This window comes from Desulforhabdus sp. TSK (genome assembly GCF_022836495.1).
Taxonomy (GTDB): Bacteria; Desulfobacterota; Syntrophobacteria; order Syntrophobacterales; family Syntrophobacteraceae; genus Desulforhabdus.
Window position 1 is genome coordinate 1 of record NZ_BQXM01000281.1, and the last position, 255, is coordinate 255.

The window sequence follows — 255 nt, forward strand, 5'->3', positions numbered from 1 at the left end:
GCAGTTTTTCGGCTGTTTCACGGCCCGGTTATTACCCCTCTTCAAAAGGAGTCGGTCATGCATTGGACTACCCAACCCTATTGGCCCCGGTACGCTGTGGAGGTTTCAACCCTCGAAGGCGCCTTCGCGGATTTTCCCCATGGCGACCATGCACCGGTTTTCCCCCGGCAAATGGATCGCGCCATTTACGAGGAAACGCCCTTCGGCTTCCCCGTTCCTGCCGTAGCGCATGAAGTGCGCGCCACCTGCCCGCGG

At 60.0% G+C, this 255-nt stretch carries 1 protein-coding gene; it reads left to right on the forward strand.

What is annotated here, in order from left to right; all coding sequences use genetic code 11:
• Positions 1-57: 57 nt before the first annotated feature.
• On the forward strand, positions 58-255 hold a 198-nt coding region (locus tag MWC30_RS22395; protein ID WP_244086378.1), incomplete at its 3' end, for a hypothetical protein.